General features: G+C 69.6%; 23 protein-coding genes. 10 read left to right on the top strand and 13 right to left on the bottom strand.

Annotated features, from left to right (window positions below; genetic code table 11):
* Positions 1-13: 13 nt before the first annotated feature.
* Entirely contained in the window at positions 14-1045 is a 1032-nt protein-coding gene (locus ACYVK3_RS05390) for an SIS domain-containing protein (protein ID WP_460496278.1), read from the bottom strand.
* Between the two features lie 287 nt (positions 1046-1332).
* On the opposite strand from ACYVK3_RS05390, the gene ACYVK3_RS05385 reads away from it, so the two are divergent.
* Together ACYVK3_RS05385 and ACYVK3_RS05380 are read left to right on the top strand one after the other, a co-directional pair.
* A complete protein-coding gene (locus ACYVK3_RS05385; protein WP_374209694.1) occupies positions 1333-1407 on the top strand; it encodes a 50S ribosomal protein bL37 in 75 nt (24 codons plus the stop codon).
* Positions 1408-1511: 104 nt separating this feature from the next.
* Positions 1512-2123: a TetR/AcrR family transcriptional regulator gene (locus ACYVK3_RS05380; protein ID WP_460496233.1), complete on the top strand. Its 612-nt coding sequence runs from the start codon at positions 1512-1514 to the stop codon at positions 2121-2123.
* A gap of 44 nt (positions 2124-2167) precedes the next feature.
* Here the strand turns inward: ACYVK3_RS05380 and rsrA are convergent, their stop codons facing one another.
* The 4 genes from rsrA to ACYVK3_RS05360 all read right to left on the bottom strand — a co-directional run bounded on the left by rsrA (position 2168) and on the right by ACYVK3_RS05360 (position 4821).
* Positions 2168-2467 (bottom strand): anti-sigma factor RshA, encoded by a 300-nt coding sequence (gene rsrA / locus ACYVK3_RS05375; RefSeq protein ID WP_460496232.1) that lies wholly within the window; start codon positions 2465-2467, stop codon positions 2168-2170.
* Entirely contained in the window at positions 2464-3258 is a 795-nt protein-coding gene (locus ACYVK3_RS05370) for a sigma-70 family RNA polymerase sigma factor (RefSeq protein ID WP_460496231.1), read from the bottom strand. Before ACYVK3_RS05370 ends, rsrA begins: the two co-directional genes overlap by 4 nt.
* A 365-nt stretch (positions 3259-3623) precedes the next feature.
* Positions 3624-3974 carry a WhiB family transcriptional regulator gene (locus ACYVK3_RS05365; protein WP_460496230.1) on the bottom strand — a complete coding sequence of 117 codons (351 nt, stop codon included), beginning with the start codon at positions 3972-3974 and terminating at the stop codon, positions 3624-3626.
* A gap of 139 nt (positions 3975-4113) precedes the next feature.
* Positions 4114-4821 (bottom strand): SOS response-associated peptidase, encoded by a 708-nt coding sequence (locus ACYVK3_RS05360; protein WP_460496229.1) that lies wholly within the window; start codon positions 4819-4821, stop codon positions 4114-4116.
* A 65-nt stretch (positions 4822-4886) separates the two neighbouring features.
* Between ACYVK3_RS05360 and aroA the strand changes: the two genes are divergently transcribed.
* From aroA to hisN, 3 genes are read left to right on the top strand one after another with little or no spacing between them, the layout of a single operon-like run.
* On the top strand, positions 4887-6209 hold the full coding sequence (gene aroA / locus ACYVK3_RS05355) for a 3-phosphoshikimate 1-carboxyvinyltransferase (RefSeq protein WP_460496228.1): 1323 nt from the start codon (positions 4887-4889) through the stop codon (positions 6207-6209).
* Positions 6209-7201: a ribosome small subunit-dependent GTPase A gene (rsgA, locus tag ACYVK3_RS05350; protein ID WP_460496227.1), complete on the top strand. Its 993-nt coding sequence runs from the start codon at positions 6209-6211 to the stop codon at positions 7199-7201. Before aroA ends, rsgA begins: the two co-directional genes overlap by 1 nt.
* 14 nt (positions 7202-7215) lie before the next feature.
* A complete protein-coding gene (hisN, locus tag ACYVK3_RS05345) occupies positions 7216-8010 on the top strand; it encodes an FIG domain-containing protein (RefSeq protein WP_460496226.1) in 795 nt (264 codons plus the stop codon).
* A gap of 17 nt (positions 8011-8027) precedes the next feature.
* On the opposite strand, the gene ACYVK3_RS05340 is transcribed toward hisN, so the two are convergent.
* Positions 8028-8996 (bottom strand): acetylxylan esterase, encoded by a 969-nt coding sequence (locus tag ACYVK3_RS05340; protein ID WP_460496225.1) that lies wholly within the window; start codon positions 8994-8996, stop codon positions 8028-8030.
* Between the two features lie 335 nt (positions 8997-9331).
* Here ACYVK3_RS05340 and ACYVK3_RS05335 point away from each other — a divergent pair, with 335 nt between their 5' ends.
* Together ACYVK3_RS05335 and ACYVK3_RS05330 are read left to right on the top strand one after the other, a co-directional pair.
* Complete coding sequence (locus tag ACYVK3_RS05335; RefSeq protein ID WP_460496224.1) at positions 9332-10327, top strand: pectate lyase family protein; 996 nt, start codon at positions 9332-9334, stop codon at positions 10325-10327.
* 183 nt (positions 10328-10510) lie between these two features.
* Positions 10511-11923, top strand: coding sequence for an RICIN domain-containing protein (locus ACYVK3_RS05330; RefSeq protein WP_460496223.1), 1413 nt, complete (start codon positions 10511-10513; stop codon positions 11921-11923).
* Between the two features lie 75 nt (positions 11924-11998).
* On the opposite strand, the gene ACYVK3_RS05325 is transcribed toward ACYVK3_RS05330, so the two are convergent.
* The 6 genes from ACYVK3_RS05325 to gcvT all read right to left on the bottom strand — a co-directional run bounded on the left by ACYVK3_RS05325 (position 11999) and on the right by gcvT (position 19722).
* Entirely contained in the window at positions 11999-13114 is a 1116-nt protein-coding gene (locus tag ACYVK3_RS05325; RefSeq protein ID WP_460496222.1) for a Gfo/Idh/MocA family protein, read from the bottom strand.
* Positions 13114-14487 (bottom strand): mannitol dehydrogenase family protein, encoded by a 1374-nt coding sequence (locus ACYVK3_RS05320; protein ID WP_460496221.1) that lies wholly within the window; start codon positions 14485-14487, stop codon positions 13114-13116. Before ACYVK3_RS05320 ends, ACYVK3_RS05325 begins: the two co-directional genes overlap by 1 nt.
* Positions 14475-15767, bottom strand: coding sequence for an enolase-like domain-containing protein (locus ACYVK3_RS05315; RefSeq protein WP_460496220.1), 1293 nt, complete (start codon positions 15765-15767; stop codon positions 14475-14477). Before ACYVK3_RS05315 ends, ACYVK3_RS05320 begins: the two co-directional genes overlap by 13 nt.
* Positions 15767-17200 carry a glucuronate isomerase gene (gene uxaC, locus ACYVK3_RS05310; RefSeq protein ID WP_460496219.1) on the bottom strand — a complete coding sequence of 478 codons (1434 nt, stop codon included), beginning with the start codon at positions 17198-17200 and terminating at the stop codon, positions 15767-15769. Before uxaC ends, ACYVK3_RS05315 begins: the two co-directional genes overlap by 1 nt.
* A gap of 8 nt (positions 17201-17208) precedes the next feature.
* Complete coding sequence (locus ACYVK3_RS05305; protein WP_460496218.1) at positions 17209-18519, bottom strand: Gfo/Idh/MocA family oxidoreductase; 1311 nt, start codon at positions 18517-18519, stop codon at positions 17209-17211.
* Positions 18520-18630: 111 nt separating this feature from the next.
* Complete coding sequence (gene gcvT / locus ACYVK3_RS05300; protein ID WP_460496217.1) at positions 18631-19722, bottom strand: glycine cleavage system aminomethyltransferase GcvT; 1092 nt, start codon at positions 19720-19722, stop codon at positions 18631-18633.
* Between the two features lie 74 nt (positions 19723-19796).
* On the opposite strand from gcvT, the gene ACYVK3_RS05295 reads away from it, so the two are divergent.
* Entirely contained in the window at positions 19797-21251 is a 1455-nt protein-coding gene (locus tag ACYVK3_RS05295; RefSeq protein ID WP_460496216.1) for a leucyl aminopeptidase family protein, read from the top strand.
* Between the two features lie 72 nt (positions 21252-21323).
* Here ACYVK3_RS05295 and ACYVK3_RS05290 read toward each other — a convergent pair whose 3' ends face one another.
* The gene (locus tag ACYVK3_RS05290; protein WP_460496215.1) at positions 21324-21656 is read right to left on the bottom strand and encodes an oxidoreductase; all 333 of its coding nucleotides are present in this window, start codon (positions 21654-21656) and stop codon (positions 21324-21326) included.
* 248 nt (positions 21657-21904) lie between these two features.
* Between ACYVK3_RS05290 and lpdA the strand changes: the two genes are divergently transcribed.
* Both lpdA and sucB read left to right on the top strand, forming a co-directional pair.
* Positions 21905-23293 (top strand): dihydrolipoyl dehydrogenase, encoded by a 1389-nt coding sequence (lpdA, locus tag ACYVK3_RS05285; protein WP_460496214.1) that lies wholly within the window; start codon positions 21905-21907, stop codon positions 23291-23293.
* A gap of 30 nt (positions 23294-23323) precedes the next feature.
* Positions 23324-25144, top strand: a complete 1821-nt coding sequence (sucB, locus tag ACYVK3_RS05280) for a 2-oxo acid dehydrogenase subunit E2 (protein ID WP_460496213.1) — start codon at positions 23324-23326, stop codon at positions 25142-25144.
* Positions 25145-25163: the final 19 nt, after the last annotated feature.

Here is a 25163-nt window from a genome sequence, read left to right as displayed (position 1 = left end):
GCACCGGGACCGCTCACATGGTCTCGGTGACTTTCTTGAGACCTCTTGGAGCGTCTGGGTTCTCACCGCGCTCGATTGCCAAATGGAGCGCGAGTTGCTGCAGGGGAAGAATATCGAGAATAGCCGCAAGCCTTTCGTCGACGGCGGGGGTCCGGAGTCGAGCGGTCTGGCCGGGCAGATCGGCGGCGCCGACCACGACGACGTCGGCCTTCTGGCGGCCCAGTTGCGACAGCACGTTCCACATCGCGTGGCCGCCGGGGCCGGAGCCGACGACGGCGAGCACCGGCACGCCGGGGTCGGTCATTGCCAGCGGGCCGTGGAGCAGGTCGGCCCCGGAGAAGGCCAGCGCCGGCAGGTAGGAGGTCTCCATGAGTTTGAGGGCGGTCTCGCGTGCGGTCGGGTAGGCGTAGCCGCGGCCGGTGGTCACGAAGCGGTCGGCGAAGCGGTAGCGTCCGGCGAGTTCGTCGGCTCCCGAGCCGTCGAGGACGTCGCGGGCGAGTTCGGGGAGCTTGTCGAGCGCGGCGGCCTCGGCGGGGTCGACGCGGCCGGTGCCGGTGCGGACGCCCTCGATGAGCAGCAGGAGGGTGAGCAGCTCGGCGGTGTAGGTCTTGGTGGCGGCGACGGCGCGCTCGTGTCCGGCGCGGACGTCGAGGTGGAGTTCGGCCTCGGCGGCCAGGCGGGACTCGGGGTTGTTGGTGACGGCGAGCGTCAAGGCGCCGGAGGCGCGGGCGGCGGCCACGACCTGGGCGAGGTCGGGTGAGCCGCCGGATTGGCTGACGGCGATGACGAGGCAGTCGGACCAGTCGGGGCGCGAGTCGTAAACGGTGACGACCGAAGGGCTGGCGAGGCTCGCGGGCAGGCGGAGCCGGATCTCGGTGAGGTAGGCGGCGTAGAGGGCGGCGTGGTCGGAGGTGCCGCGCGCGGTGAAGACGACGGAGCGGGGCCGGTATTCGGCGATGCGGGCGGCGACGGCCGCGATGTCGCCGAGGGCGTGGTCGAGCAGGCCGGCGAAGACGTCGGGCTGCTCGGCGATGTCGGCGGCCATGCCCTTCCCCGCTCGGTGAGGCTCGGGAGCCGTGATTCGGTCCTGTCGGCCGTCTGGTTCGGTTGCGTCGGCTTCGCCGACCCGTCGCTCGTTCACGTCACGCTCCTTGCGCTGTTGCCGTAAAATATTAAATAAACTTTCAAATAAGCCTAGTCGACGCAGGGTCACAGCGTCCACCACCCGACGCGAGACCTTCTCTAGCTCCCTGTTTACCCTCAATGCCTTCGGAGTGACAGGGATAGGGCCGGTATGGTGGACCCCTGCACCCGACCGACCAAGGAGGAGCGATGGCAAAAGCCGCACGTAAGCGCAAGTCGCGCAAGAAGAAGGCCGCGAACCACGGGAAGCGCCCGAACAGCTAGCGTTCGGCGGGGCGGGCCTGGCGGCGAAGCATGCGAGCCGCGTTCGGCACCACCGCCCCGCTAACGCCGCTGACCGGACCGGGTCACGAACGAGACTTGCCCAGATGACCGAGATGCCGCGCCAATCGCGCGACGAGAACCAGCCGAGCACTCGCGAGCGGATTCAGCAGACCGCCATCGCGCTCTTCAGCGAGCACGGATACGAGCGCACGTCCCTGCGGGAGATCGCCGAGCAGCTCGGCGTCACCAAGGCCGCGCTCTACTACCACTTCAAGACCAAGGAAGACATCGCCGCGAGCTTCTTCGACTCGTACGCCGAAGACGTCGACCGCATCTGCGAATGGGGCGAGGCGCAGCCCCGGACCATCGAGACCAAGCGCGAGCTGCTGCGGCGCTACGCCGAGGTCATCCGCGCCCACGTATCGGTGCTGCAGTTCCAGCAGTACAACCAGGCCGCCCTCACGCGCCTGGACCGGGGCTCGATCTTCCGCCAGCGCCTGCTGCGGCTGCACGCCCTGCTCGCCGACGAGCACGATCTGCTGCTCCACCGCATGCGGGCCTGGGACGCGCTCACGACGCTGTACAGCAACTGGATCACCTTCCCGAGGACCGTCGATTCGGACCGGGAGGTGCGGGAATCGGCGCTGACGATCTCGATCCGCCTCATGGAGGCGAACGAGCGGGAGATGAACGAGGGGCCAGACCCCCGAGGCTGAGGGGCACGGCTCGGAGCGGCCGGCGTTCCGGCCGCCGTACCGGACTAGCGCTCGCGCTCGGCCACTTCCGTGAAGACCTCGCCGACCTGCTCGATGGCGCTGAGCTTCCGGCGCAGGCGGTTCTTCATCTCGTCGGGCGCCTTCTCCTGGCTGCAGCACCGGTGCACGATCGCGCGCACCTCCTGCTCGATGCCGTACTCGGCGAGGCACGGCGAGCACTCGTCGAGATGCGCCCGGATCACCGAGCGGCGGACTTCGGAGCACTCGTCGTCGATGTAGAGATAGACCTCTTCGAGGACCTCGCGACAGTCGAGTTCGGGCTGCTCCGATTCGGGGCTTGTCACCGTTGTCCCTCCCGTGCGGTCGACAGGCCGCGATCCGCGGCGTATGCGCTCAGCATCTGACGCAGCTGCCGGCGGCCCCGGTGCAGCCGCGACATGACCGTTCCGATCGGCGTCCCCATGATGTCCGCGATCTCCTTGTAGGAGAAGCCCTCGACGTCGGCCAGGTAGACCGTCAGCCGGAAGTCCTCGCCGAGGCTCTGGAGCGCGTCCTTGACGTCGGAATCGGGCAGGCGGTCGAGCGCCTCGGTCTCGGCCGAGCGCAGACCGGTGGCGCTGTGCGACTCCGCGTCGGCGAGCTGCCAGTCGGTGATCTCGTCGGTGGGCGAGGTCTGCGGCTGGCGCTTCTTCTTCCGGTAGGAGTTGATGTACGTGTTGGTGAGGATCCGGTACAGCCAGGCCTTGAGGTTCGTGCCCTCGCGGAACTGGTGGAACTTCGAGTAGGCCTTGAGGAACGTCTCCTGAACCAGGTCTTCGGCGTCGGCGGGGTTGCGCGTCATACGCAGCGCGGCACCGTAGAGCTGATCGATCAGCGGCATGGCGTCGCGCTCGAAGCGCGTGCGCCGTTCCGTGGCGGACTCGTTTTCCGACTCGGTCACCGTCTCCCTCTCATCGAGCATCGCCTTCGAGCCTACGGCAGCGACCTCAGAGGAGACGGAGGAAATGGGGGCGGCAGTGACGTCGGTACCACGATCGGGAGCCCGGCCGCTGTCGTAGTCGGGCGTCCACTCCGGTCCGCGGAGCAGCGCGGCCACGCGTTCGTCGTCGCGGCTGGGCCGAACGGTCATCATCATGCGGGTGCTCTCCAATGCATGTTGAGCGGAGACTCGAACCGCACAACGCCCCGGGGCCCGGGTTCATTCCTTGAACGGCGGGATCGGGCAGTCGCGAGCGCCACAGCCGTCACTCGGGGCGTACGATGACCCGATTTGCTCAATATAGTGGTGAAAACACAACTTTGCATTATCCCGGTCGTTATCGTGATTGGGCCCGTCCGGGCCCTGATCGCGGCGAATCCTCGACGCGTGATCTCCCAGTGCCTGCCCCGGGCCGACGGACATGACACCGCCGTCGGCCCGGGGAGGTCCGGTCACGCCTGCCGACAGCGCGGCAGCCGCGGCGCTCCCGGGCGCACGCCGCGGCCCTCTGCCGCTCGCCGTCATGCCCCCACCGCGAGGGGGTTGAGGTCCTTCCAGGCCTCGATCATCGCGCGGCGCTCCCGCGGGGCCGTGGCCCCCCAGATGCCGTGGCGATCGCGCGCCTCGAGCGCCCGCACCAGGCACGGGGTGCGCACGGGGCACGAGGCGCAGAGCTGGAGCGCGTCGTCGACGGGCTCGCGGGGCTCGGGGAACATGACGTCCGGATCGGCCTCGGCGCAGTTGCCCTCGCGGAGCCAGTCGTCGCCGCTCATCCGGTAGTTGCCTTTGATCTCATTGCGGTACTCGGCGGCGTCGAGCAGCCGGGGGTCTGTCCGGGCTCGCGCTACCTCATCGGGGCGGATCCGCCGCATATCTGCCTCCCTTAGCCTGCCGCCGCCGACTCCCTCGGGATTTCGAGCCTCTCGCAGGGATACACATCATCGACGGCGTCCTGTACACGAAAGAAGGGCGCGCGAGGGTACAGATACCGTTCCTAACTTGTGATAGATGTCACAATCCAGGAAGGGTCGAAGGCGCTTCCTCGGCTTCGACCGGGCGAGTCAGATCCGGCCCGTCGTTGCCCGTCCGACCGACCGCGCGCCCGACCTTGCGGATCTCCAGCCGCTCCGGCAGCTCCGGCGCGGGGCCGGCGAGCAGCTCGCCCTCATCGGCGTCCTCCTCCCCCAGCCAGGCGGCGAAACGCTCGGGCGGAAGGACGTACGGCATCCGATCGTGCACCGTCTCGATCGCCTCGCCCGCCGCCGGGCACGTGAGCACCGTGAAGCTCAACAGGCTCGTGTCCTCCCGGCTCCAGGTCTCCCACAGGCCCGCGAACACCACGCCGCCCGGCTGCGTGAAGTAGTACGGCTGCTTGCCACCGCCGGGAAGCTTGCGCCACTCGTACCAGCCGTCGGCCGGGATCAGGGCCCGCCGCGAGGCGAACGGCCGCCGATAGGCCTTCGAGGTGGATACGGTCTCGATGCGCGCGTTGAACATGCGCGTGCCGATGGACGGATCGGAGGACCACGGCGGGACCAGGCCCCACCGCGCCGGCTCCACGACGCGCTCGTCACGGCTCTTCGAGCGCCGGACGATCGGCGCCCGCGCCGTGGGCGCGATGTTGTAACTCGGCTTCCAAGCGCCGGCGATGAGATCGGCGGCGTCGAACAGGGCGGCCATGTCGCCGCCGGATTTGCTGTTGGCATACCTCCCGCACATGACCCCACGCTAACGCCGCACACCGACAACCCGGTTTGCGCCCACAGGGCCTCTAGAATGGGGCCGTGACTGGAACCGCCGCACCGAAGCAACGCCGTTGGACGCCGCCGTACGCCGAGCGCGAGCTCGACGCCGTCGTCCGCGTCCCCGGATCGAAGTCGATGACCGCCCGCGCGCTCGTCCTCGCAAGCCTCGCGAACAGCCCCTCGACGATCCGGCGGCCGCTCCATTCGCGTGACACGCTGCTCATGGTCGACGGCCTGCGCAAGCTCGGCACCGAGATCGACACCTCCGACGAGGACCTGTGGACGGTCAATCCCGCCACGCTGCACGGCGACGCCGAGGTCGACTGCGGCCTCGCCGGCACCGTCATGCGCTTCCTGCCGCCCATCGCGGCCCTCGCGACCGGTCCGGTGGCCTTCGACGGCGACCCGCACGCCCGCAAGCGCCCCAACGACGGCGTCATCAAGGCCCTGCGCGACCTCGGCGTCGAGGTCGACGACGGCGGACGCGCCGCCCTGCCGTTCACCGTGAACGCCACCGGCGCCGTCGCCGGCGGCGAGCTCGCCGTCGACGCCTCCACGACCTCGCAGCTCGTCAGCGCCCTGCTCATGGCCGCACCGCGCTTCGAGAAGGGCCTCGACCTGCGCCACGTCGGCGACAAGCCGGTCCCCAGCCGGCCCTACCTCGACATGGTCGTCCAGATGCTGCGCCAGGCCGGCGCCGAGGTCGACGACTCCGAGGAGAACCGCTGGCGGGTCGCCCCCGGCGAACTGACCGGCCGCGAATGGGACATCGAGCCGGACCTGCAGAACGCCGTCCCGTTCCTGTGCGCCGCCGTCGCCGTCGGCGGCCGCGTCACCGTCGAGGACTGGCCCACCGAGACCGCGCAGGCCGGTGACAAGATCCGCGACATCCTCGTCGACCTCGGCTCCCGCGTCGAATGGAGCCGCGGCGGCCTCACCGTCGTCGGGGCCCCCTCGACGCTCAGCGTCGACCTCGACCTGTCCGACGCCTCCGAGCTCACCCCGGCCCTGGCCGCGCTCTTCGGCGTATCGAGGGGCACCTCCTCCATCCGCGGGGTCGCCCACATCCGGGGCCACGAGACCGACCGCATCGCCGCGCTCGTCAAGGAGCTCACCAAGCTCGGCGCCGAAGTCGTCGAGTACGACGACGGCCTGCGGATCACCGCCCGCGCCACCCGCCCGATGACCTGGGAGACCTACGCCGACCACCGGATGGCCCACGCCGGCGCCGTCGTCGGCCTGGTGACCCCGGCCTTCAAGGTCTCCGACGTGGCCTGCACCTCCAAGACCTGGCCGGACTTCCCGGAGGTCTGGGAGCAGACCGTGCTCGCGCACGGCAACGGGCGGGAGAAGGACGCCTGATGCCGGCCCGGGAGTACGACGAAGAGGACGTGCGGGTGCGCCCCGCGCGTCGTTCCCGGCCCCGGACCAAGATCCGACCCAAGCACGAGAACGCCCGCGAAGCGTTCGTCACCGCCGTCGACCGCGGCCGCTACACCTGCCTGCTCGACGGCAGGGTGCTCAACGCGATGAAGGCCCGCGAGCTCGGCAAGCAGTCCATCGTCGTCGGCGACCGCGCCGCGCTCGTCGGGGACCTCTCGGGCCGCGAGGGGACCCTCGCCAGGATCGTCCGCATCGCGCCCAGGCACGGCGAGCTGCGCCGCTCCGCCGACGACGACAGCGCCACCGAGCGCGTCGTCGTCGCCAACGTCGACCGGCTCGTCATCGTCGCCAGCCTCGTCGACCCGCCGCTGCGCTACGGCTTCGTCGACCGCTGCCTCGTGGCCGCCTACGACGCCGGGGTCGCACCGGTGCTGTGCCTGACCAAGACCGACCTCGCGCCCGAGCTCGTCCCCGAGGTCGAGGCCTACTACTCGCAGCTGGAGCTCACGATGGTCAGCACCCGGCCCGACGAGTCGCTCGACCACCTCGTGGAGCTCCTGGCCGACAAGGAGAACGTGTTCTTCGGGCACTCCGGGGTCGGCAAGTCCACGCTCATCAACCGGCTCGTCCCCGGCGCCGACCGCGCCGTCGGCGAGGTCCGCTCGATCGGCAAGGGCAGCCACACCTCCACCAGCACCGTCGCCCTCCAACTGCCCGGCGGCGGCTGGGTCATCGACACCCCGGGCGTGCGCTCCTTCGGGCTCGCCCACGTGACGCCCGATTCGATCCTCAAGGCCTTCCCCGAGCTCGCCGAGATCGCCGCGGACTGTCCGAGGGGCTGCGCGCACACCCCCGACATCGGCGACTGCGCGCTCGACGCCGCGATCGGACCGGACGATCCGATGGCCGGGCGCCTCGACTCGTTCCGCCGCATGCTCGCCTCGCTGGCGGAGGCCGAGCCGCGGTACTGAGTAGGATGAGGCGCATGCCCACCTCGAGCTACAACGACGATCTCGGACTCGCGCATCTGCTCGCCGACAGCGCGGCCCGGATCGGCACCGAGCGGTTTCGCTCTTCGGACCTGCGGATCTCCACGAAGCCGGACATGACCGAGGTCTCGGACGCGGACACCACCATCGAAGAGGTCATCCGCTCGACCCTCTCCAGGGCCAGGCCGAGGGACGGCGTCTACGGCGAGGAGTTCGGCGACGACCCAGGCGCCTCGGGCCGCAAATGGATCATCGACCCGATCGACGCCACCCGCAACTACGTGCGCGGCGTGCCGATCTGGGCCACGCTCATCGCCCTGTACGACCGGGGCGAGCCCGTCGTCGGCGTCGTCAGCGCCCCGGCGCTCGACCGGCGCTGGTGGGCGATGCGCGGCGCGGGCGCGTATGCCGGACGCAGCCAGCGCGCGGGCAAGCGGATCCACGTCTCGGAGGTGGCGAAGCTCGCCGACGCGTCGGTGAGCATCTCCTCGATCACCGGCTGGACGAAGGTCAATCGCGAGGGCGCCATGCTCGCGATGCTCCACGAGGCCTGGCGCGAGCGCGGCTTCGGCGACTTCTACTCGTACTGCCTGCTCGCCGAGGGCAGCGTCGACATCGCGGCCGAACCCGAGGTGGCGCTGTGGGACCTGGCGCCGCTGGCCTTGCTCGTCGAGGAGGCCGGCGGGACCTTCACCGACCTGAAGGGACGGCCGGGGCCGGACGGCGGTTCCGCGCTGGCGACCAACGGCCTGCTGCACGAGCATGCCTTGGAGCGCCTCGGGGTCCGCTAGGTCCGGCCCCGCACCCGCTACTTGCGCTCAGCGAGGAACTTCAGGTGCTCACCGCGCTGGTGGATGCCGCCGCCCTCATGCTGGTTCCACGGCCACACGGTGATCCGCTTCTCGCCCTGCCAGCGGTTGTACGCGGCGAAGACGGTCGAGGGCGGGCAGACGTCGTCCATCAGCCCCACCGAGTACATCGCCGGGGCGGTGCCCCGTGCCGCGAAGTGGACGCCGTCGAAGTAGGAGAGCGTCGCGAAGACGCGGTCCTCGCGCAGGCGCTGACCGGCGAGGAAATCGACGAGCTCGTGGTAGGGGTAGGCGTCGGTGATCTCGACGGCGCGGCGGAAGTGGGTCAGGAACGGCACGTCGATCATCGCACCTGCCACGTCGCCGCGCAGGCCGCCGACGGCCTGGGTGATGCCGCCGCCCTGGCTGCCTCCCGCGATGACGATCCGGTCGGCGTCGACGGCCTCGTGGCCCTTGGCGACGTCGACGGCGCGGTAGGCGTCGGTGAACACGCGCCGGTAGTAGTAGTGCTCGGGCGCTTCGAGGCCCTGGGTCATCCACCCGCCCCTGGTCGGGCCGGTGGTCCCGTAGGGGTCGCCGGTGTCGCCGGGCTGCCAGTTGCCGTAGCCCTGGCCGCGGGTGTCCATCACCAAGTGGGCCCAGCCGGCGGCGGGGTAGGTGGTGTGCGCCCAGGGGTAGGAGCGGCCGCCGGAGTACCCGATGTACTCGACCACGCACGGGAGCGGGCCTTCAAGGCCCTTGGGCAGCAGGAGCCATCCCTTGATCGGGTGCCCGCCCCAGCCGGCGAAGGTGAGGTCGTAGACGTCGATGGCGGGGAGGTCGGCCTCGTAGGCTTCGAGCCGGACGTCGAGGTCGTGCGCGCCCGCTTCGCTGAGGGTCTGCTTCCAGAACTCGTCGAAGTCGGCCGGTTCGGGGACGTCGGGCCGGTATTCGCGGAGCTCCGCGAGCGGTAGGTCGAAAATTGCCATGACGAATTTCTAGCACGTCGGGCTGGAAGCGTTATCAGAGCTCCTGCGACAGCGAGTCGAACCGATGTCACCCGATGAAACGCCGACCGACCTCGGAGTTCGACTCGGGGGGAACACCCGTTCTGAACGGAATTGTCGGACGCAAACGCTTGCATTCCGTTTGAGCGAACGCTAACATCTATCGACACATATGAATGCATTTCCCGCGGCGACGCGTGCGGGGCAGTGGATCCGCCCGTCGCCGACGTGCCCGTGGAACGGTGGCCCCTCTCAACCACCGCGATCGACACGGGCCTCGGGTCCGCATCGAACCGACACTACGAGAGGACGAAAAAGTGAGCACCAACCCGGCAGTTCCGCGTATCAAGCGGCGCGTGCTCCTCGCTTCGACCGCTGGGGCCGCTGCGGCCGCCGGCGGGATCGGCGTCTGGGCGTCGCAAAGCGCCAACGCCGACAGCAACCCGCGGCCCACCTCAGGCGGCGCCGCCCCGCTCCAAAGCAGCGTCCAGGGATGGGCCAGCCAGAACGGCGGCGTCTCGGGCGGCTCCCACCAGACCCGCGTCTCGAGCGCCGACGAGTTTCTCTCCGCCATCGGCGAGGGCGGACTCATCGTCCGCCTGAGCGGCTCGATCTCGATCTCGGGCATGAACGACGTCGCCTCGGACACGACGGTCATCGGCGACTCGGGCGCTCGGATCACCGGCGGCGGCCTCGACATCAGCGGCCAGCGCAACGTCATCATCACGAACCTGACGTTCGACGACTGGGACGACGACGCGATCAACGTCCAGGAGAGCTCGACGAACGTCTGGATCCACCACAACACCTTCGGTGTCGGCAACGACGGCTGTCTCGACATCAAGCGCGAGTCGGACTTCATCACCGTGGCGTGGAACCGCTTCGACGGGCACGACAAGAACATGCTCCTCGGACACTCCGACGGCCACACCGCCGACCGGGGCCACCTGCGGGTGACCTACCACCACAACTTCTTCAACGGCACGAACCAGCGCAACCCGCGGGTCCGCTTCGGCGAAGGCGTCCACGTGGTGAACAACTACTACCGCGACATCGGCTCGTACGGTGTAGCAACCACCATGGACGCGGGAGTCATCCTGGAGGCCAACTACTTCGAGAACGTCGAAGAACCGGTGCACATCGGCGAAGGGAACTCCGAGGACGGCCGCCTGGTCGCGATCGACAACCACCTCGACAACTCCGGCGCGATCCTGGAGAACGGCAGTGTCTCCACGAACCTGCCGTACTCGTTCCGGGCGGACGACGCCTCGCAGATCGCGTCGATCGTGAGCGGCGGCGCGGGAGCGAGGTAGCGCCTCCTGCCTCACCGGCAACTGCCGCACAGTGGGGCCGACGAGGGCTCGCCGGCCCCGCCTGCATCAACCTGAGGCAGATTCGGCCTCGACTCTTGCAACCGTTTGCTGTTACCGCTACCATTCTTATATCGAGATGTCTAAATATATTGGCATCCTCCCCTCCCCCGAAAGGACCCTCAAATGGAGAACATCTTCAACACCAAGCACTCACGGCGCAAGCTCTGGACGCTCGCGGGACTCACCGCGGCCGGAACGGCGGCGGCTTCGACCGGTATCTGGGCTCCCCGGCACGCCCAAGCGCAGGTCGTCCCCGGAACCTGGTACACCATCGCGAGCCGGCATTCCGGTCTCGTGCTCGACATCCTCGACCTGTCCACGGCACCGGGGGCCGAGCTGATCCAGTGGAACAGCACCGGCGCCACCAACCAGCAGTTCCGCTTCGTCGACGCCGGCGGCGGCTACTACCGCATCCAGGCCCGCCACTCCAACCACGTCCTCGAGACCTACGAGTGGAGCACCGACAACGGCGCGACCATCGTCCAGTGGGACGACCTCAACGGCGCCAACCAGCAATGGCGGGTCGAGGAGAGCGGCGGCTACTACACCTTCGTCAACCGCCACTCCGGCAAGGCCCTCGACGTCTGGGAGTGGTCCACCACCCCCGGAAGCCGGATCTCGCAGTACGACGCGGCCGGCGACGCCAACCAGCAGTGGCAGCTCACGCCGGTGGGCGGCGGAGGCAACCCCGGCCAGACCGGCCTGGTGGGCTGGGCCACGCAGAACGGCGGCACGAGCGGCGGCGGCAACGCCTCGCCGATCAACGTATCCTCCGCCGGGGCACTGGCGGACGCGGTGAGCGGCAACTCGTCGAAGGTCGTTCGCGTGAGCGGAACCATCAACCTCGGCGACATGACCGACGTCGGCTCCAACACCACGATCATCGGCGCCTCCGGCGCCAGGATCACCGGCGGCGGCTTCCACCTCAGCGGCTCGCACAACGTCATCATCACGAACCTGACGTTCGACGACTGGGACGACGACGCCATCAACATCCAGGACGGTTCGACGAACGTCTGGGTCGACCACAACACCTTCGGGACCGGTTACGACGGCTCGTGCGACATCAAGCGCGAGTCCGACTTCATCACCGTCTCATGGAACCGGTTCAACGGCAGCCAGAAGAACATGCTGCTCGGCCACTCCGACGGCCACACCGCCGACCGCGGCCACCTCCGCGTGAGCTACCACCACAACTACTTCAACGGCACCAACTCGCGCAACCCGCGCGTGCGCTTCGGCGACCCGGTCCACGTCTACAACAACTACTACCGGAACGTCGGCGGCTACGGCTGCGCCACCACGATGGACGCCGGCGTCATCTTCGAGGGCAACTACATCGAGAACACCGACAGCCCCGTCGAGATCGGCTACGCCAGCTCCGACCCCGGCCGGTGCGTCTCCCGGAACAACCACCTGGTGAACTCGCCGACCCCGGCCTCGAGCGGCTCGGTGCAGGGAGTGCCCTACAGCTACTCCCTCGACACACCGTCGCAGATCGCCTCCATCGTCAGCAACGGCGCCGGCGTCGGCTAGGCGGCACCGGACAACCGATGCGAACACCGAGCGGTCGGGGCCTCACGGAGGCCCCGACCGCTCGCGCTGCGGAGCCTAAGCCCAGGCGAGACCGAGCTCGCTGAACAGCTTGCCGCCGCGTGCCGCGGCCTCCACGGCCGCGTCGGCGCCTCCGAGGAGGGTCACCGGGTCATCGCCGACGCGGCGCAGGTGCCCCTCGTCGACCAGCGGCGGGATCGGGTCGTTCAGCACGCGCTCCAAGACGCCGGTGAAGGTCTTGGCGCGCCGCAGCCCCGAGATGAGGCCGACGCCCCGCTGGCGGTGGAGCAGGAGGTTGTCGAGCAGATCGGTGCGCCCGTACTGCTTGGGCTCGTCCTCGCCGGGCAGTTGCAGCAGGTCGGTCGGGTACTGGAACCAGGCCTCGCCTTCGGTGCCGCGGACGTAGACGTCGCCTTCGACCTTGCGCTCACCGCAGAGCGTCACGGCGACGGTCATGGTCACGCCGCCCTTGTTGACCCCGCGCCACACGGCGGTGTCGTCGACCTCGATGCCGGGGCGGCACCGCAGCCGCTCGAGTTCGATGTCGCCGTCCATCGGCCAGTCCCCCGCGATCGCGAGCACCTGCTGCGAGGCGTGCGCGAAGGGGTTGGCGAGGGCTCCGTCGGCGATGAGGGTGCCGTTCACCTCGCGCTTCCCGGCCCAAGGCGAGCGCCGGTAATACGAGTCGGGCCGCTGCCAGGAGCCGGCGACGCCGACCGCTTCGAGCCGGCCGAGCCGACCGGCCTCCATGGCGTCGCGCAACGCGCTGAACGCGTGCGAGCCGAGGGCCTGGAAGCCCACCTGGACGGCGCGGCCGGTCTCGACCATGACGTCGTAGAGCCGCCTGTACTCCTCCAGGGAGGCCACCGGCGGCTTCTCGAGGTACACGTCGGCGCCGTGCCGCATCGCGGCCGAGGCGATCGGCACGTGCGTCGGCGGCGGGGTGGCGATGATGACGACGTGCGGATCGGTCTCCGCCAGCAGGCGCTCGTAGTCGTCGAAGACGGGCGCGTCGCCGATGGGGGTCTCGGCGTTCTCGGTGATCTCGGCGGTGTCGCACAGACCGACGAGTTCCACTTTGCCGGCGCGTCGCCTCGGCTCGAGGTTGTGTCGGTGGTGCAGTCCGTAGCCGTTCGCACCGACCAGGGCGATGCGAGGGATTCGAAGGTCCATCAGGCGTTCTCCAGGGTTGTGGCCACCCCGTGCCGGTCCAGTGCCGCCAGCCATGCCGTGGCGGCTCGGCGCAGCTCGCGGTCGACCGCCACCGGTTCGGGGACGACTTGCCGGACCCCGAGGATAGCGTCGATCCTCGCCGCCGGCCGCGGCCCCGCCTCGGCGAGGCTCTTGCGCAGGATGGCGGCGAGCGGGTCGTCCAGCGGCAGGGGCGAGCCGTCGTCGGCACGGCCCTCGCAGAAGCGGATCCAGGCGGCGAGCGGCAGGGCGACGAGATGGATCGGGTGCCCGGCCTCGGCGAGGTCGGCGATCGTGCCCAGCAGCCGCTGCGGCAGCTTCTGGCTGCCGTCCATGGCGACCTGGAGGCAGCGGTGCTTGATCGCGGGGTTGGCGAAGCGTTCGAGCACCTCGTCCCCGTACGCGACCGTGTCGCGCCCGTCCGGCGGCGTGAAGCTCGGTGCGATCTGGTCGGCGATGAGACGCTCGGCGAAGGCCCTGGCGCCCGGGAGCGCGAGGGTCTCGCAGATCGTCTCGACGCCGGCGAGCGCGCCGAGGTAGGCGAGCGCGGAGTGGACGCCGTTGAGGGTGCGCAGTTTCAGGCGCTCCCAGCCGGCGACGTCGTCGGTGAACGTGGCGTTCCAGTCGGGCCTGGGCCCGGCGAAGCGGTCCTCGATGACCCATTGGCCGAACGGTTCGGCCTCGACGGCGGCGGCGTCGGCGAGCCCGAGCGCCGCTGCGGCCCGCTCGAAGGTCTCGGGCGTGGAGGCGGGGACGATCCGGTCGACCATGCTGGACGGGAAGGTGACGTGCTCCTCGGCCCAGGCGCGCGTGTCGTCGTCGAGGAGCGGTTCGACGGCGGACCTGGTGGCGGCGCCGTTGTCGGGGAGGTTGTCGCAGCACAGGATCGTCAGCGGCGCACCGCCGTGCTTGGACCGGCGCGCGAGCCCCCTGGCGAGGAGTCCGGGGACGCCCTCGGGGTCGCGGTAGGCCTTCTCGGTGACGGTGAGGGTGACGATGTGGACGTCGTCGGAGGCGATGAGGTCGAGCGCGCGCTCCTCCTCGCCGGCGATGTGCAGGGTGTCGACGATCGAGCCGACGACGCGCACTTCGGCGCCGTCGGGTCCGAGGGTGGCCACCGTGTAGAGCCCGTCCTGGGCGGCGAGGGCGTCGATGACCTCCCGCGAGTGCGGGGCGGCCACGGTGATGCCCCAGCCGGTGTCGTCGGTGTAGACGGCCTGGTGGGCGCGGTGGAAGGCCCCGGCGCCAATGTGCAGGATGCCGGCGCGTTCCGGACGCGCGCCCGGAACGCGGACGGTTCCGGGCACGCGCGCGAGCGTGTGGTTGCTGAGGGCGCGCTCGTCTAGTGCTTCCACGCCGGTCCGTTCGGGTAGGAGTACTCGGCGATGGACTCGTCCTTGAGGGTGACGGAGTAGCCCGGCCGGGTCGGCACGCGGTAGCGGCCGTCGACGACGGTCACCGGGTCGGTGTAGTGCTCGTGGAGGTGGTCCACGTACTCGATCATGCGGCCCTCAAGGGTCTTGCCGATCCGCAGGTACTCGAACATGCCCAGGTGCTGGACGTATTCGCACAGCCCGACGCCGCCGGCGTGGGGGCAGACGTCGACGCCGTGCTTGGCGGCCATGAGCAGCGTGGCGAGGACCTCGGGGATGCCGCCGACGCGGCAGGCGTCGACCTGGCAGACGCGGATGGCCTCGGCCTGGAGCAGCTGCTTGAAGATGACGCGGTTGGCGGCGACCTCGCCGGTGGCGACGCGGATCGGCGCGACGGCCCGGGCGATCGTGGCGTGTCCGAGGACGTCGTCGGGGTGGGTGGGCTCCTCGATCCAGTACGGGTCGTAAGCGGCCAGGCGCCTCATGTTCTCGACGGCCTCGGGCACCGACCAGATCTGGTTGGCGTCCATCATGAGCAGGCGGTCGGGTCCGATGATGTCGCGGATGATGCCGGCGCGGCGCACGTCGTCGGCGACGTCGGGAGAGCCGACCTTCATCTTGACGGCGGTCCAGCCTTCGGCGACGGCCTCCTCGGTGAGGGCCTTGACCTTCTCGTCGGGGTAGCCGAGCCAGCCGACGGAGGTCGTGTACGCCGGGAAGCCGTCCCGCTCGAGCGTGGCGAGGCGCTCGGCGTAGCCGTCCTTGCCCGCGTCGAGGATGGCCTCGGCCTCGGCCGGGGTGAGCTCGTCGACGATGTGCCGGTAGTCGATCTGGGCGGCCAGTTCGGCGGAGTCCATCTCGGCGAGCAGCTGCCACATCGGCTTGCCTTCGATCTTGGCGCGCAGGTCCCACACGGCGTTGACGATGGCGCCGACGGCCATGTGGGTGGCGCCCTTCTCGGGGCCGAGCCAGCGGATCTGGGGCTCCTGGGCGAGCTCGCGGGTGAAGCCGACGGGATCGTCGAAGATGCCCTCGACGGTGCGGCCCACCACCAGATGCGCAAGCGCTTGCACCGATGCGCAGGTGATCTCGTTGCCGCGCCCTCCGGTGAAGGTGAAGCCCGTCCCGGTCGGCCCGCCGTCGGTGAACAGCTCGACGTAGGTGGCCGAGTAGTCGGCCCGGTTGATCGAGTCCGAGCCGTCCGCGTCCGCTGCGGTCGGGAAGCGAACGTCGTGGACTTCGAGGCGTTCGATCTTCGTCATCACTGTTCCATTCCGTAGATGCTGCGAGGGAGGTTATAGGCGAGGTCGACCGCGACTTCGGCGGCCTCGTCCTCGGTCATCCTGTGGTCGGCGACCAAGCGTGCGAGGAAGGCGGCGTCGACGCGGCGGGCCACGTCGTGGCGGGCCGGTATGGAGCAGAACGCGCGGGTGTCGTCGACGAAGCCGGCGGTGTTGTAGAACCCGGCGGTCTCGTGGACGGCCTCCCTGAAGCGGCGCATGCCCTCGGGCGAGTCCAGGAACCACCAGGGGGCGCCGGCGAACACCGAGGCGTAGCCGCCCGCGAGCGGCGCGATCTCGCGGCTGAAGGTGGTCTCGTCGAGCGTGTACAGGACGATGCGGAAGCGCGGGTCGTTGCCGAAGGCGTCCAAGAGCGGCTTGAGGCCCCGCGCATACGTGTTCAGGTCGGGAATGTCGCCGCCGACGTCGCGGCCCCAGCCCTCGTACAGCCACCGGTTGTGGTTGCGCCACGAACCCGGATGCAGCTGCATGACCAGCCCGTCCTCGACGCTCATGCGGGCGAATTCGACCAGCATCAGCGCGGGGAACGTCCCCTGCTCTGTCTCGTCGGCTTCGCCTTTGAGCGCCTTGTGGAAGATCTCGGCCGCCTTGGCGGGGTCGTCCACGGTCATCGAGGTCCGGTTGCCGTGGTCCGAACACGTCGCTCCGGCGGCGATGAAGTCCTGGCGGCGGGCGCGCAGCGCCTCGAGGAAGCCCTCGAAGGTGGACGTGTCGTGCCCGGTGATCTCGCCGAGTCGCCGCACCCGGTCGGCCCAGCCGGGCCAGTCGGGCTCGACGAGGTTGTCGGGTCGGAAGGTCGTGACGACCTTGCCGCCCTTGCCGCCCCATTTGCGGCCGTTCTCGGCCGGGAGTCCTTCGAGCTTGGCGTGGGGGTCGAGCGAGTCGATCGGGCTCTCGGTGGTGGCGAGGACCTCGATGTTGAACCGGTCGAACAAAGCCCTGGGCCGGTAGTCAGGCTCGGTGAGGCGGGCCGAGAGGTGGTCGTAGAACTCGTCGGCGGTCGCGGCGCTGAGCGTCTTGTAGATCCCGAAGACCTCCGCGAAGGTGTGGTCGAGCCACATCTTCGAAGGGGTGCCGCGGAACAGGTGGTAGTGCTCGGCGAAGCGCCGCCAGATCGTGCGGCCGTCGACCTCCGACGGCTCGCCCTTGACGGACGGCACGCCGAGCTGGTCGGGCGTGACGCCCTGGCTGTACAGCATCCGGGTCAGATAGTGGTCGGGCACGACGAACAGGCGCGCGGGGTCGGGGAACGGCTCGTTCTCCGAGAGCAGCCGGGGGGCGACGTGCCCGTGCGGGCTCACCAGCGGCAGGTCGGTGGTGCGCTGGTGGATCTCGCGGGCGATGGCGCGGGTGCGCTCGTCGGGCGGGAAGAGGCGGTCGGGATGCAACGTCAAGGGTGCTCCTACTGCTTGAAGAGGTCGGCGACGACGACCGGCCGGCCGGTGGCGATGGATTCGTTCGAGGCCAGCCCGGCGGCGAGGGCGTTGACGCCGTCTCGGGCGGTGGCCGAGCGCTGGTGGGGGTCGGTGTCGCCGTCGAAGAGGACGCCGAGCATCCGCTGGTCGCCGCCGCCGTGGCCGGCGCGCTGGTACTCACCGACGTCGATCTTGCTCGGCTTGGTCCAGAACGGGTGGAGGGTGAGCTCGTACCAGCCCTCCTCGGCGGCCGCGTCGGTGCCGTGCACCGAGGCGCCGTTGGGGCCCTTGAGGGCGGGGTTGACGTGGTCGTTCTCGACGACGAGCAGCTCGAGCCGGCCCTGGGTGCCGTTGAAGGAGACCCGGTAGCCCTCCCAGGGCGAGTAGGCGGTGAGCCGATAGGACAGCGTCGCACCTGAGGCGTAGTCGACCAGGGCCATCATGTCGTCGTAGATCGTCACGCCGGGAGCGAAGACGTTCTGGTCGCGGATATAGCCGTCGTCGGCCTCTGCGTCGAGGTAGAGCGACTTGAGCCCCTCGCTCTCCTCCATGTGCAGGGCGAACGGGTCGTCGACGGCGCTCGGCGAGCCGGCGGCGCGGTCGTAGCCGCGGTCGTGCCCGTGGCGCTTGCCGTTCTCGCCGTAGAAGGCGAGCCGACCTTTGGCAAACGCTTGTATTGGTGCGGAATCGAGCCACCAGTTCACGAGGTCGAAGTGGTGGCCGGACTTGTGCACGAGCAGCCCGCCGGACTGATCGGCGAGGCGGTGCCAGCGGCGGAAGTAGTCGGCGCCGTGCCGGGTGTCCAGGAGCCAGTCGAAGCCCACCGAGATGATCTCGCCGACCGCGCCTTCGCGCAGGAGCTCGGCGACCTTCTCGTGGAGCGGGTTGTACCGGTAGTTGAAGGTGACGGTCACCTTCCCGGCCGACCGCTCTTCCGCGGCGAGGATCTCGGCGGCGTGCTCCGCGGTGGTGGTCAGCGGCTTCTCGCAGATGACGTCGAGGTCGCGATCGAGGGCGGCGAGGATGTACTCGTGGTGGTACGCGTCGACGCATGTGACGATGACGGTGTCGGGCTTCGTCTCGTCGAGGAGCTTCGCGAAGTCCGCGGCGGCGTAAGCGGCCGGGGCCGGGACTCCGGCGGCCTCGATGGCCGCGCGGTGGACGTCGATGCGGTGGGCGTTGGTGTCGGCCAGCGCGACCAGCCGCGCCTTGTCACCCCGCTCCACCAGGGCATTGACGAACATGTTGGCTCGAGAGCCGGTTCCCACGAGTGCATAGCGATGGGGCGTGCCTGACATGTGACTCCTTCGTCTGCAAGGTTCTGGTAAACGCTATCGAAGATGTCACGCGCAGACAAGTACGGGTGGGGCATCCGGCCTGCGCACTTCGCCGTTCGAGCCTCGTCCCGTCTAGCTCGGCGTGGCCTTCACGAAGGGCGGCTTGACGACCCGTACCGCCAGTCGGCGACCGCGGACGTCCAGCTCCAGCTCCGAGCCCGGCTTGTACCCGGCGTCGAGCAGCGCCAGCGCCACGCCCTTCTTCAGCGAAGGACCGAAGGTCCCGGAGGTGGTCTCACCGACCTGCCGGTCGCCGTCGAGGACGCTCATGTGCGCGCGGGGCACCCCCTTGCCGACCGCTTCCAGGCCCCACAGTCGCCGCTTCGGACCGGCGGCGCGCTCGGCCTCGAGCGCGGCCTTGCCCCAGAACTCGGGCTTGTCCCAGCCGACCGCCCAGCTCAGGCGGGCCTGCACCGGCGTGATGTCGAGGCTCAGGTCCTGACCGTGCAGCGGGTAGCCCATCTCCAGCCGCAGCGTGTCCCGCGCGCCGAGACCGCAGGGGCTCGCGCCCGCGACGAGCATCCCGTCCCACAGGTCCCCCGCCGCCTCGTTCGGGACGACCAGCTCGAAGCCGGTCTCGCCGGTGTAGCCCGAGCGGCAGACGATGACGGCGGCCCCGTCGACGAAGCGCTCCTCGAAGGACATGTACTCGTGCTCGTGCGGCAGCCCCAGGTATTCGAGGATGCGCGGCGATTCGGGGCCCTGGACGGCCAGCACCGCGAGCGAGCGGTGCACGTTGCGGATCTCGATGCCGTCGGGCGCGGCCTCCTCCAGGCGGCGTGTCACCGCTGTGGTGTTGGCGGCATTGGGGACCAGCAGGACCTCCTCGTCGGAGAGCCGGTAGGCGATGAGGTCGTCGACCACGCCGCCCTCGGCGTCGCAGCACAGCGTGTACTGGGCGCCGCCGCTGCCGATCCGGTTCAGGTCGTTGGTCAGGCACCGGTTGACGAAGTCGACCGCGCCGGGCCCGTCGACCCACACCTTGCCCAGATGCGAGACGTCGAAGACGCCGACCCTCGAACGCACCGAAGCGTGCTCGGCGAGCACGCCCGAGGCGTAGTGCAGCGGCATCTGCCAGCCCGCGAACGGCGCGAACTTCGCCCCCTGCTCCAAGTGGCGGTCGTGCAGCGGCGATACCAGAGGTGACGATGCAGGCTCAGACATGGCTAAGACGATATCGAACGAATCCCAGCCCGTAGGATCGGTCCGTTTCCAATAGCGTTACGTAAGGACTGGACATGACTGACCTGCTCAGCGCCTCCGGCGACATCGCCGACGCGCGCGCCGACGTGATCGTCGTGGGCGTGCACGCCGGCGAGGACGCCGCGATCATCCCCGCCGTCGCCTCCGGCGTCGACGCCGCCTTCGGCGGGCGCCTGGCCGAGACGCTGGCCGCGCTCGACAACACCGGTTCGGCCTCCTCCCTGACACGGCTGGCCGCCCCGACCGATCTGTCCGCGAAGCTGGTGTTCGCCGTCGGGCTGGGCGACGCCGATGACCGGGACGACGAGACGCTGCGCCGCGCCGCCGGGACCGCGGCGCGGGCCGCGTTCGGCCTCGGCTCGGTGGCCATCGCCTTCGAAGGCGATCCCGAGGCCACCGCGACCGGCGCCGCTTTGGGCGCCTACAAGTTCGAGGGCTACAAGACCGAGGGCGGCGGCGAGGAGCCGCCGGAGTCGATCACGGTGTACGGCGCCTCCGAGGCGGACGTCGAGCGGGCGGCGATCCTGGCGGCGAGCGTGGCGCTCACGAAGACCTGGGTGAACACCCCCGCGAACCTGCTGCGTCCGCCGACGTTCGCGTCCGAGATCGAGCAGCGGGCCTCCGAGGCCGGCGTCGAGGTCGAGATCCTCGACGCCGAGGCGCTCTCGGCGGGCGGCTACGGCGGCGTCCTGGCCGTGGGCGGGGGCTCCTCGGCCGAGCCCCGTCTGGTGCGGCTGAGCTACCGGCCCGAGGGCGCGACGAAGCACGTGGCGCTGGTCGGCAAGGGCATCACCTTCGACTCCGGCGGGATCTCGATCAAACCGGTGGCGGGCATGTGGGACATGAAGACCGACATGGCCGGGGCCGCGGCCGTGGTCAGCGCCACGCTCGCCGCGGCGCGGCTCGGCCTGAACGTCAACGTCACGTGCACGGTGGCGCTGGCGGAGAACATGGTGTCGGGCTCGTCCTACCGTCCTTCCGATGTGGTCAAGGCCCGCAACGGGAAGACGATCGAGGTGCTCAACACCGACGCCGAGGGCCGGATCGTGCTGGCGGACGCGCTCTCGCGGGCCGCCGAGGACGAACCGGACGCGATCTACGACGTCGCCACGCTCACCGGCGGGCAGGTCGTGGCGCTGGGCCGGCGCACGTTCGGGCTGATGGGAACCGACACCGAGACCGAGCGGGTGCGCCGCGTCGGCCAGGAGCTCGGTGAGCACGGCTGGCCGATGCCGTTCCCCGAGGACATCGTCAAACTCATGGAGTCCTCGATCGCGGACGTGCAGCAGTGCGCCACGGGCCTCAAGCGGGACGCGCACATGGTCCAAGGCGGGATCTTCCTGTCGAAATTCGTGCCCGAGGAGATTCCGTGGGCGCACATCGACATCGCGGGCCCGGCCGACTCCGACTCCGCGTACGGCTACATCGCGAAGGGCGCGACCGGCATTCCGGTGCGCACGCTCGTCGCGCTCATCGCCGAGTTCGAGTGAACGGAGGCCGCACCGTCCTCACCACCATGTGGCGGGACGGTGCGGCAACAGTTGTGCAACCGTTATCAAGTGCTAGGTGCGGCGCTGCCGCTCCAGCTTCTTGCGCTGGTCGTAGTCGCGTTTCCGCTGGGGGTACCCGGTCTTGGCGACCTCGTATACCGGGATGCCTTGCTTGCGGCCCAAGGCGAACGCCCCGGCCGGGCCGTCGACGCGCCGGCGCGTCCACTCCCCGTCGTGGGCGATGAGCATGACCGTGGTCTCGGTGACCGTCGTGCGGGGCTCGATATAGGCCTCGACACCGGTCCGGCTCTTGATGAATTCGATGAGATGCCGCTGGTCGCCGTTGTCGGACGCTCGGTCCAGCGTGCCATTCTTGTTCTTCTTCTTGCGTCCAAACCAGCCCACTGCGGCTCCTTCCGCACCATTGAGGTGTCAACTATCAAGCGTACACACGGCCGAGACGGCGTGTGTTCAGCCGCACAGGAGCGGGGCTTTCGGAAGCGGGCGGTGAGGAGTTGAATGGTGTTGCACACTCCATTCCTCCGGGTCTAGTCGCTCGCGCACCGGGACCGGTGGAAGGATGGGACGCGTACCCAAGCACACGCGGCGACGCTAGCGGAGCCGTAAATCTGTACCGTTAAGTGGGGAGAGCAATGAGCGACCCGAACGCAGGATACGACGTAGTAATCCTGGGTGGCGGCAGCGGCGGCTACGCCAGCGCATTCCGCGCGGCCGAGCTCGGCATGTCCGTGGCCCTGATCGAGAAGGACAAGGTCGGCGGCACCTGCCTGCACCGTGGTTGCATCCCCACGAAGGCGCTGCTCCACGCCGGCGAGGTCGCCGACACGACGCGCGACGCCGATCAGTTCGGCATCCTCGCCGAGTTCCAGGGCGTCGACATGAAGGCGATCAACAAGTACAAGGACGACGTCGTCGCCAAGCTGTACAAGGGCCTGCAGGGTCTGGTCAAGGCCCACAAGGTCGACTTCATCAACGGCACCGGCAAGCTCGTCGGGCCGAACACCGTCGAGGTGGACAACGGGCAGACCGTCACCGGTCGCAATGTCGTCCTCGCCACCGGCTCGTACTCCAAGACCCTGCCGGGCCTGGAGATCGACGGCGAGAGGGTCATCGCCTCCGAGCACGCGCTGAACCTCACCGAGCTGCCGAACAAGGCCATCGTCATCGGCGGCGGCGTCATCGGCGTCGAGTTCGCCTCCGCCTGGAAGTCCCTGGGCGTCGAGGTCGAGATCATCGAGGGTCTCCCCCGCCTCCTCGCCGCCGAGGACGCCGACGCCTCCAAGCAGTTGGAGCGGGCTTTCCGCAAGCGCGGCATCAAGTTCCACACCGGCAAGTTCTTCGAGAAGGTCGAGAGGACCGGTTCGGGCGTCCAGGTCACCATCCAGGGCGGGACCGTCGTCGAGGGCGACCTGGTGCTCGTCGCCGTCGGGCGCGGCCCGGCGACGGCGAACTGCGGCTTCGAAGAGCAGGGCGTCACGATGGACCGCGGGTTCGTGCTCACCAACGAGCACCTGCAGACGAACGTGCCGAACGTCTACGCCGTCGGCGACATCGTCCCCGGCGTGCAGCTCGCCCACCGCGGCTTCCTCCAGGGCATCTTCGTGGCCGAGCACATCGCGGGCCTGAACCCCGCCGTGATCGACGAGACCGGCATCCCGCGCGTGACCTTCACCGAGCCCGAGGTGGCCTCGATGGGCCTCAACGAGGACAAGGCGAAGGAGCAGTACGGGGCCGACAAGATCAAGTCGGTCAACTACAACCTCGCCGGCAACGGGAAGTCCAACATCCTCAAGACGCAGGGCTTCATCAAGCTCGTCGCGGTCGAGGACGGGCCGATCGTCGGCGTCCACATGGTCGGCGCGCGCATCTCCGAGCAGATCGGCGAAGCCGAGCTCATCTACAACTGGGAGGGCTACGCTTCGGACGTCGCCCAGCTCATCCACATGCACCCGACGCAGAACGAAGCGATCGGCGAGGCGGCCATGCTCTTGGCCGGCAAACCGCTGCACGCGCACGACTAAGACACACGACCACAGGAGCTGAACAGAACGATGTCGACATCGGTAACGATGCCCGCCCTCGGTGAGTCCGTCACCGAGGGAACCGTGACGCAGTGGCTGAAGAAGGAAGGCGACACCGTCGAGGTGGACGAGCCTTTGCTGGAGGTGTCGACCGACAAGGTCGACACCGAGGTGCCTTCCCCCGTGGCCGGCGTGGTGCTGAAGATCGTGGCCCCAGAGGACACCGACGTCGAGGTCGGCGGCGAGCTCGCCATCATCGGCGACCCGTCGGAGTCCGGTGGGGACGCCCCGGCCGCGACGCCGGCGCCCGCCGCCGAGCCCGAGCAGCAGTCCGAGCCTGAGCAGCAGTCCGAGCCCGATCAGAAGCCGGAGGCGGAGCAGAAGCCCGAGCCCGAGCAGGCTCCCGCGCCCGAGCAGAAGCCCGTCGCCGAGCAGGGCGCCCCGGCGCAGCAGGAGCAGGCTCCTTCCTCCGCCGAGGGCACCGAGGTGCTGCTGCCCGAGCTGGGCGAGTCGGTCACCGAGGGCACGATCATCACTTGGCTCAAGTCCGTCGGCGACACCGTCGAGGTCGACGAGCCGCTGCTGGAGATCTCGACGGACAAGGTCGACACCGAGATCCCGTCCCCGGCCGCCGGCACCCTGCTGGAGATCAAGGTCGGCGAGGACGAGACCGCCGAGGTCGGCTCCGTGCTGGCGATCGTCGGCAGCGGCACCGCCGCTCCGGCCGCCACGCCCACGCCGCAGCCGGCCGCCGAGCCGCGCGCCGAAGAGGCTCCGGCCGTCACCGGGGAGGACCGGGTCCCGACCGAGACGGAACCGGCCGCCGCTCCGGCCGAGCAGACCACGCCGCAGCCGCAGCAGCCGGCCGCGGCCGAGCAGACCGCACCGGAGCCGGCCCCGGCCGCCGCTCCGGCTCCGACCGCCACGAAGCCGTCGGACTCGTACGTCACGCCGCTGGTCCGCAAGCTCGCGGCCGAGAACGACGTGAACCTCGCCGAGATCAAGGGCACCGGCGTGGGCGGGCGCATCCGCAAGCAGGACGTGCAGGCCCTCATCGACCAGAAGGCCGCCGAGCCGGCCGAGACGCCGGCCCCCGCCGCTCCCGCGGCGCCTGCCGAGGTCAGCCCGCTGCGCGGGCGCACCGAGAAGATGTCGCGTCTGCGCCAGTCCGCGGCGAAGGCCCTGCTCCAGTCCATGCAGACCACGGCGCAGCTCACCACGGTCCGCGAGGTCGACGTCACCAAGGTGGCGAAGATCCGCGCGGCCAAGAAGGACGAGTTCCTCGCCCGCCACGGCGTGAAGCTCTCGTTCCTGCCGTTCTTCTCGATCGCCGCGATCGAGGCCCTCCAGCAGTACCCGATCATCAACGCCTCCATGAACTTGGAGGAGAAGACGATCACCTACCCCGAGGCCGAGAACGTCGGCTTCGCGGTGGACACGCCCAAGGGCCTCATCGTCCCGGTGATCAAGAACGCCGGCGACCTGAACATCCCGGGCTTGGCGAAGCGGATCGCTGAGATCGCGGACAAGGCCCGCAACGGCGGCCTGTCGCCCGACGATCTGTTCGGCGGGACGTTCTCGATCACGAACACCGGCTCGGTGGGCGCGCTGTTCGACACGCCGATCGTGCCGCTGGGGCAGTCGGCGATCCTCGGCACCGCCGCGATCGTCAAGCGCCCGCGCGTGATCGACGACCCGGACCTGGGTGAGGTCGTCGCGGTTCGCTCGGTCATGAACCTGACCCTGAGCTACGACCACCGGCTCATCGACGGCGCCGACGCCGCCCGCTACCTGGCGGCGGTCACCAAGCGCATCGAGGAAGGCAACTTCGAGCACCAGCTCGGGCTGTAGGCCTCGAGCGGTATCACGC

It is taken from the genome of Glycomyces tarimensis, assembly GCF_054776215.1.
Note: the sequence above shows the minus strand (reverse complement) of the source record. Positions and strands in the feature narration are given on the sequence as shown.